This is a genomic window from Streptomyces sp. NPDC107500 (genome assembly GCF_055582785.1).
The window spans coordinates 1-8,528 of record NZ_JBVJPF010000018.1 but is presented as its reverse complement, the minus strand read 5'-3'; the positions used below and the strand labels follow the sequence as shown (position 1 = coordinate 8,528).

Below are 8,528 nucleotides of genomic sequence, written 5' to 3'. Positions count from 1 at the left end.
ACCACCGCCACCGCACCCGGATCCCGCACCACCCACTCCCCAAACAACTCCACCACCGAACCCACCACCCCCACCACAGGCGCATCATTCCACTCACGCAGGATCTGCTGCCGCTCACCATCAGGCAGCACTTGCACCGCGCCGAGCGACATTCCTGACGCCTGCTCCAGCGCCTCCACCAAGCCCTCGGCAGCGTTCTGCAACAGCGCGCACACCAGCTCCGGATCCCCCGGCGCCACCGCGTCAGCCGTCAGCCCGAACGCGGTCCCCAGATCATCCACCGACACCGACAGCGGATAGTTCGTCCGGTCCTCCGTCGACAACATCGCGACCCCGGCAAGACCGCCACTCCTCCCCCCACCCCCGCCGTCCCGGCGAGGCTCACCGCCATGACGATAGTTGAGCAGGGACGTGAACAACGGAGCCGAAGCCGGTACCGCACTGCCCCTCTGCGCCACGGCGAGCGGGGCGTGCTCGTGCACCAGCAGGCCGGCCAACTGCGCCTGCATCGACCGCACCGCACCCACCACATCAAGACCCGCCATGTCCACCCGCACCGGAAGGGTGTTCATGAACGGACCCGGAATCCGGTCCGCACCCCGCCCGGAGTTCATCCGGCCCAGCAACACCGTCCCGAACACCACATCCGACCGGCCCGCCAGACTCGCCACCACCCGCGCATACGCCACATGGAACAACGTCGCCGGACTCACTCCGAGACGGCGGGCCTGCTCCCGGATGCGCCCCGCCACGGAGTCGTCCACCCTCAACCGCGCCGACTTCACCGTCGACCCGTCCCCATGAGTGTCAACCAGGCCGAACGGCAGCGTCGGCTCCGTCACATCACCCAACAGGCCCGAGAAGTACTCCTCATGCTCCGCGCGCGAGACCCCCAGCCGGGCCTGGGCCACGAAATCACGGAAGGGCAGCGGCACCGGCAACTCGTCCCCGCGTCCGGCCATGAACGCCCCGACCTCACCCAGCACCACCTCAAGCGCCGTATGGTCCTGCAACAGGTGATGGACCTGCACCAACGCCACCCACCGATCCGGCCTCCCCGGCTCGGCCGCCACGTGCACCCGCAACAGCGGTGCCTGCCGCAGGTCCATCCATCGACCGGCTACCGCCAGCAGCTCAGCCTTCGCATCTCCGCCGTCGGACAACGACACCTCGGTGACCGGGATAACCGCACGCTTCCGGACCACCTGCAACGGCTCCGGCAGCCCCTCCCACACGAGCCCGGTGCGGTAGATGTCGTGCCGGTCCACCACTCGCTGCAACGCCGCCAGGAACCCGTCCAGCCGCTCACGGCTGTCGAAGCCCAGCATCATCGGCACCAAGTAGACGTCTGCCGTATCGACCCCGGCCAGCAGGTGGTGGAACAGGATGCCTTCCTGCAAAGGTGCCAGCGGATAGACGTCGGCGATGTTCGCCGCCCCACCGTCGACGGACTCGCAGACCAGGTCGATCTGCGCGGCCGTCAGCTCCACCAACGGCAGCATCTCCGGCGTAATCACCTCCACACCCTGCGCCGGGATCCCGTTCGCAGGGACCTCCACCACGCCCCCGCCACTGCCCGCGGCGGCCAACGCCGCCGGCGTCGGCGCCTCGAACAGCACCCGCACCGACACCCCGAACCCACGCTCACGCAACCGCTGCACCAACGACACCGCCAGCAAGGAGTGCCCGCCCAGCTCGAAGAAGTTGTCCTCCACCCCTACACGGTCGACGCCCAGGACATCCGCGAACACCTGACACACCAGTTCCTCAGCCACCGTGGCAGGACCCCGGCCGCCAGCAGACGAATATTCCGGCGCCGGCAGCGCGGAACGGTCCAGCTTCCCGTTCACCGACAACGGCAACTCATCCAGCACCACCACCGCCGACGGCACCATGTACTCCGGCAACCGCGCGCCCGCAAAACTCCGCAAGTCACCATCCAGCGGGCCCTCCCCCTCGGGCACCACGTAGGCGACCAGGCGCTTGTCACCCGGCACGTCCTCACGCGCGACCACCACCGCCTGCCCCACCCCGGGATGCGCCGCCAGGACCGCCTCGACCTCGGCCGGCTCCACCCGGAACCCACGCACCTTCACCTGATCATCCGCACGGCCCACGAACATCAACTGCCCGTCCGCACTCCACCGCGCCAGGTCACCGGTCCGGTACATCCGCTCACCCGCACCACCGAACGGACACGCCACGAACCGTTCCCCGGTCAGCGATGGACGCTGGTGATACCCACGAGCCAACTGCACGCCGGCGACGTAGAGTTCCCCGGCCACCCCGGGCGGCACCGGCTCCAGGAACCGGTCCAGCACAAACACCCGCGCATTCGCCACCGGCCCACCCACCGACGGCACACCCAGCCCACCCTCAAGCACCCGCCCGGCAGTGACCATCACCGTCGCCTCCGTCGGCCCGTACGTGTTCACCAACACCCGGCCATCCGCCGCCCACACCCGCGCCACCTCAGCCGACAGGAGTTCACCACCCACCAGCACCCGCGCCAGCCCGGGCACCCCCGCCGGGTCCACCACACCCAACAGGGACGGCACCACACTCGCCACCTCCACCCCCTCCCGCACCACCACATCAGCCAGCAACCCCACATCCGCCCGCTCCGCCTCCGACGCCACCACCAGACGACCACCCGACGCCAACGTCACCGCAACATCCAGCACCGAACCGTCAAAGCCAAACGACGCAAACTGCAAGACGCCCACGCCGGGCCCCACGCCCAGCACCGGACCCAGAGCCGCCACCAAACCCACCACCGCACCCCGAGACACCACCACACCCTTCGGCACCCCCGACGACCCCGACGTAAACATCACATACGCCGCACCACCCAGCCCAGCACTCACAGGGTCCGCCACCGCAGCGGACTCCACCCCCGGATCGTCCAGACACACCACCGGCACACCCAGACCATCCGGCAGCCCACCAGCCAGAGCGCTGTCGGTCACCACACAGACCGGCCCCGCCTCCGCCAGCACCACACCCACCCGCTCCACCGGATACAACGGATCAACAAACACATACGCACCCCCCGCCTTCCACACCCCCAACAACGCCACCACCACATCCACCGACCGCTCCAACACCACCCCCACCACCGACTCAACCCCCACACCCCGCCCCACCAGCACACCCGCCAACCGAGACGCCCGCTCATCCAACTCCCCATAAGTCAACGACTCCCCACCACACACCACTGCCACCGCACCCCGATCCCGCACCACCTGCTCCGCGAACAGCTCCACCCACGACGCCTCAGGCACCGGCTCGACAGCGGCATTCCACCCCGCCACCACCTCATACCGCTCCGTCTCCGACAACACCTCAACCCGCCCCACCCGGACCTGCGGATCCGCGGCCACCAGCGACAGGACCCTCACCAACCACCGGCCAACCCGCTCCACCGTCCCCACATCAAACAAATCCACCGACCCCGTAACCGTCCCCCGCAACCCACCAGGACGACCCTCCCCATCCACCACCTCACCCAACGACACGTCGAGATCAAACTTGGCTGCCCCCTGTCCGACAGACGCCGGCGCTACCCGCAGCCCAGGCAGGTCGAGCTTCGCCTGGCCCAGATTCTGTACTGCCAGCATGACCTGGAACAGCGGATGCCGGGCGAGCGAACGGTCCGGTGCCAGCACCTCCACCAACCGCTCGAACGGCACCTCCTGGTGCTCCAGCGCCGCCAAGCTCGTCTCCCGCACGCGCTCCAGCAACTCACCGAAAGTCGGGTCCCCCGACACATCCGTTCGCAGCACCAGGGTGTTGACGAAGAAGCCGACGAGGTCGTCGAGGGCCTGGTCGGTGCGGCCGGCCACCGCCGTACCGACGGGAATGTCCTCGCCCGCACCCAGCTTCGACAGGAGCACGGCCAGCGCTGCCTGCACCACCATGAACAGCGTGACACCCTGCTCCCGAGCCAACGCGGCCAGCCGAGCATGCACCTCCGCCGGGACTTCCAGCGCCACCGTGTGACCCTGGTGCGACGCGGCCGCCGGCCGCGGCCGATCCGCCGGCAACGCCAACTCCTGCGGCGCCCCGGCCAACGCGTCACGCCAGAAGCCCACCTGTCCGGCCAGCACACTGCCCGGGTCACCCTCATCACCCAGCAGCTCCCGCTGCCACAGCGTGTAGTCCGCGTACTGCACTGGCAACGGCTCCCAGCCTGGAGCCTCCCCCGCACACCGTGCCGCATACGCCACCGAGATGTCCTCGGCCAGGGGGCCCATGGACCATCCATCCCCCGCGACGTGATGCACCACCACCACCAAGACGTGCACATCCACACCGATCTCCAGCAGCAGCGCCCGCAACGGCACCTCAACGCCGAGGTCGAACCCATGCACGGTCTCCTGCGCCACCAGGTCCGCCACCTCACCCTCGGCCACCCGCGCGACCCGCAGCACCTCACCCAGCTCACCGACAGGCAGAACCTGCTGATACGGCTCCCCGTCCACCACCGGGAACACCGTCCTCAACACCTCATGCCGCCCCAGGAGGTCACCGAACGCAGCCCGCAACGCGGCCACATCCAGCGCACCCTCCAACCGCAACGCAACCGGCATGTTGTACGTCGCACTCGGCCCCTCCAACTGCGCCAAGAACCACAACCGCCGCTGAGCAAACGACAACGGCACCCGCTCAGGCCGCTCCCACCGCACCAACCCCACCCGCGCGCCATCCGCACCCGCAATCCGCACCGCCAACCCCGCCGGCGTCGGAGCCTCGAACAAGGCCCGCACACCCAGCTCCGCCCCGAACACCGACCTCACCCGCGACACCAACCGCATCGCCAGCAACGAATGCCCACCCAAGTCAAAGAAGCTGTCCTCCACCCCCACTCGTTCAAGGCCGAGGACGTCCGCGAACACACCGCACATCAGCTCTTCGGCCACCGACGCGGGTGCCCGTCCGCCACCGGCCCCCGTGTACTCCGGCGCCGGCAGGGCCGCCCGGTCCACCTTGCCGTTCACCGAGAACGGCAACCCGTCCAGTACCACTACCGCGGACGGCACCAGGTGATCCGGCAACCGCTCACCCACGTACGCGCGCAACCGCACAGACAGGTCGTCACGCACACCGCTGCCACTCCTGGGGACCACATATGCGGTCAGCCGTTTGTCACCGGACGTGTCCTCTCGGGCGATCACCACCGCCTGAGCCACACTCGGATGGGCAGCCAACACCGCCTCGACCTCACCCGGCTCGATCCGGAAACCACGCACCTTGACCTGGTTGTCCGCCCGGCCGATGAACACCAGCTGCCCGTCCTTGGTCCACCGGGCCAGGTCCCCAGTGCGGTACATCCGCTCTCCGGGCGCACCCAGCGGGCACGCCACGAACCGCTCTCCGGTCAGGTCCGGCCGACCGTGATACCCCCGCGCCAGCCCGGTCCCGGCCACGTACAGCTCACCCGCCACCCCGGGCAGAACCGGCGACAGACCTGCGTCGAGCAGGTAGATGCGCGTGTTGTCCATCGGCCGGCCGATCGGCAGCACCGACGGGACCGCATCGGCGTCCCCGACCAGGATCTGGGTAGCGCACAGGGTGATCTCGGTCGGCCCGTACACCTGCCGCACCGCGGCCCCTGGAGCAGCCGCAATCACCGCCGACACCGCTGCCGACGGAACCACGTCCCCACCTGTCAGCACCTCACTCACCCCGGCGAAGCACCCGGGGTCCTCCTCCACCAGCATCCGCAGCAGTCCCGCGGTCACATGCACACGGTCGAGCCCGTACTCCGTCACCAGCGACCGCAGTACTCCTGCGTCCAACTTGCCGGCCGGGGCCAGTACCACCGTTCCCCCGACAGCCAGCGTCACCCATGTCTCAAGCACCGACGCATCGAACTCGTACGGGCCGTGCCCCAACATCCGCCCCGGCTCTCCCCAGCACTGATCCACCACCAGCTCAGCCAGATCCCGCTGGGTCACCACCACCCCCTTCGGCCGCCCCGTCGATCCGGACGTGAACATCACGTATGCCGCCGCTCCGGGCTCAGTCGGCACCGGCACGCCCGTCGGCTCGACCTCGGCCAGTTCCGTGACCACCGCCGGGTCGTCCACCGCCACCACAGGCACCGGCAGAGCAGCAGGCAACCCAGCGGTCAGGCTGCTGACCGTGACCATGCACACGGGCCCGGCCTCCGCCACCAGCAACGCCACGCGCTCTTCCGGATAGGTGGGATTGATGAAGAGATAGGCGCCCCCTGCCTTCCACACCCCAAGCAGCGCCACCACCGCATCAACGGACCGCTCGAACATCACCCCCACCACCGACTCAGAACCCACCCCTCGCGCCCTCAACGCGCCTGCCAGCCGGGACGCCCGCTCATCCAACTCCCCATACGACAACTCCACCTCCCCACACACCACGGCCACGGCACCCGGATCCCGCTCCACCTGCTCCGCGAACAGCTCCACCCACGTCGCATCAGGCACCGGCTGGGCGGTGTCGTTCCAGTCGGTCACCACCTGGTGCCGTTCCGCCTCCGACAGCACCTGGACCTGCCCCACCCGAGCCCGCGGATCCGCGGCCACCAGCGACAGCACCTTCACCAACCGCTCGGCGACCGCGTCCACGGTCCCCGCGTCGAACAGATCCGCCGCCCCGGTAACCGACCCCCGCAACCCCACCGGGCGGCCCTCACCGTCAGTCACCTCACCCAACGACACATCAAGATCGAACTTTGCCACCCGCAGACCGCCTGACACCGGCGCCACCCGCAGGCCCGGGAGGTCCAGCCTGGCTTGGCCCTGATTCTGGAGGGTGAGCATGACCTGGAACAGCGGATGCCGCGCCAGCGAGCGGTCCGGTGCCAGTACCTCCACCAACCGCTCGAAGGGCACCTCCTGGTGCTCCAGCGCCGCCAGGCTCGTCTCCCGCACGCGCTCCAGCAACTCGCCGAAGGTCGGGTACCCCGACACATCGGTACGCAGCACCAGGGTGTTGACGAAGAAGCCGACGAGGTCGTCGAGGGCCTGGTCGGTGCGGCCGGCCACCGCCGTGCCGACGGGAATGTCCTCGCCCGCACCCAGCTTCGACAGGAGCACGGCCAGCGCTGCCTGCACGACCATGAACAGGGTCACGCCCTGTTCCCTCGCCAACGCCGTCAGCTGCGCGTGCACCTCCGCCGGGACCATCAGCGACGCCGTATGGCCCCGGTGCGAAGCCACCGCCGGCCGCACCCGGTCGCCCGGAAGCACGAGCTCCTGCGGTGCCCCGGCCAGCGCGTGCCGCCAGAAGCCCACCTGTTCGGCCAGCACACTCCCCGGATCACCCTCATCACCCAGCAGCTCCCGCTGCCACAGCGCGTAATCCGCGTACTGCACCGGCAACGGCTCCCAACCAGGCGCACGACCATCACACCGCGCGGCGTACGCCACCGAGATGTCCCGCGCCAACGGCCCCATCGACCACCCATCCCCCGCAACGTGATGCACCACCACCACCAACACATGCACATCCACACCGGTCGCGAGCAGCAGCGCCCGCAACGGCACCTCAACCCCGAGATCGAACCCGCGTCCGGTCTCCTCCGCCACCAGACCCGCAATCTCACCCTCTTCAGCCGACACAACCCGCAGCACCTCACCCACCGCCGAAGGCGGCAGCACCTCCTGATACGGCTCCCCGTCCACTACCGGGAACACCGTCCTCAACACCTCATGCCTAGCCACCACATCACCCAGCGCCGCGCTCAACGCAGCGACATCCAGTGCACCCTCCAACCGCAACGCAACCGGCATGTTGTACGTCGCACTCGGCCCCTCCAACTGCGCCAAGAACCACAACCGCCGCTGAGCAAACGACAACGGCACCCGCTCAGGCCGCTCCCACCGCACCAACCCCACCCGCGCGCCATCCGCACCCACGATCCGCGCGGCCAAGCCCGCCGGCGTCGGAGCCTCGAACAAGGCCCGCACGCTCACCTCGACCCCGAACACCGACCGCACCCGCGACACCAAGCGCGTCGCCAACAACGAATGCCCACCCAGCTCGAAGAAGTGGTCCTCCACACCAACCCGCGTCAGCCCCAACAGCTCCGCGAACACACCACACAGGATTTCCTCGACCGCTGTCGTCGGTCCGCGTCCGCCCTCGGCCGTTCCGTACTCCGGGTCGGGCAACGCCGCTCGGTCCACCTTGCCGTTCACCGAGATCGGCAACTCATCCAGCACCATCACCGCCGACGGCACCATGTACTCCGGCAGCCGCCCGCCGGCGAACGCACGTACCTGCCCGGCCAGGTCATCGTCATCATCCGTACCGGCACCGTGAGCGGCGACTACATACGCGATCAGCCGCCTGTCACCGAGGCCGGTCTCGCGTGCGACGACCACCGCCTGGCTCACCTCGGGATGCGCCGCCAGCACCGCCTCCACCTCACCCGGCTCCACCCGGAAACCCCGCACCTTCACCTGATCATCCGCACGCCCCACGAACATGAGCTGCCCGTCCGCACTCCACCGCACCAAATCCCCCGTGCGATACATCCGCCC

1 protein-coding gene is annotated in these 8,528 nt (G+C 69.1%); it reads right to left on the bottom strand.

The genetic code is table 11. The annotated features are described in order from the left end of the window. A partial coding sequence (locus tag ACZ67M_RS37720) for an amino acid adenylation domain-containing protein (protein ID WP_469854357.1) occupies positions 1–8,528 on the bottom strand: 8,528 nt, incomplete at both ends.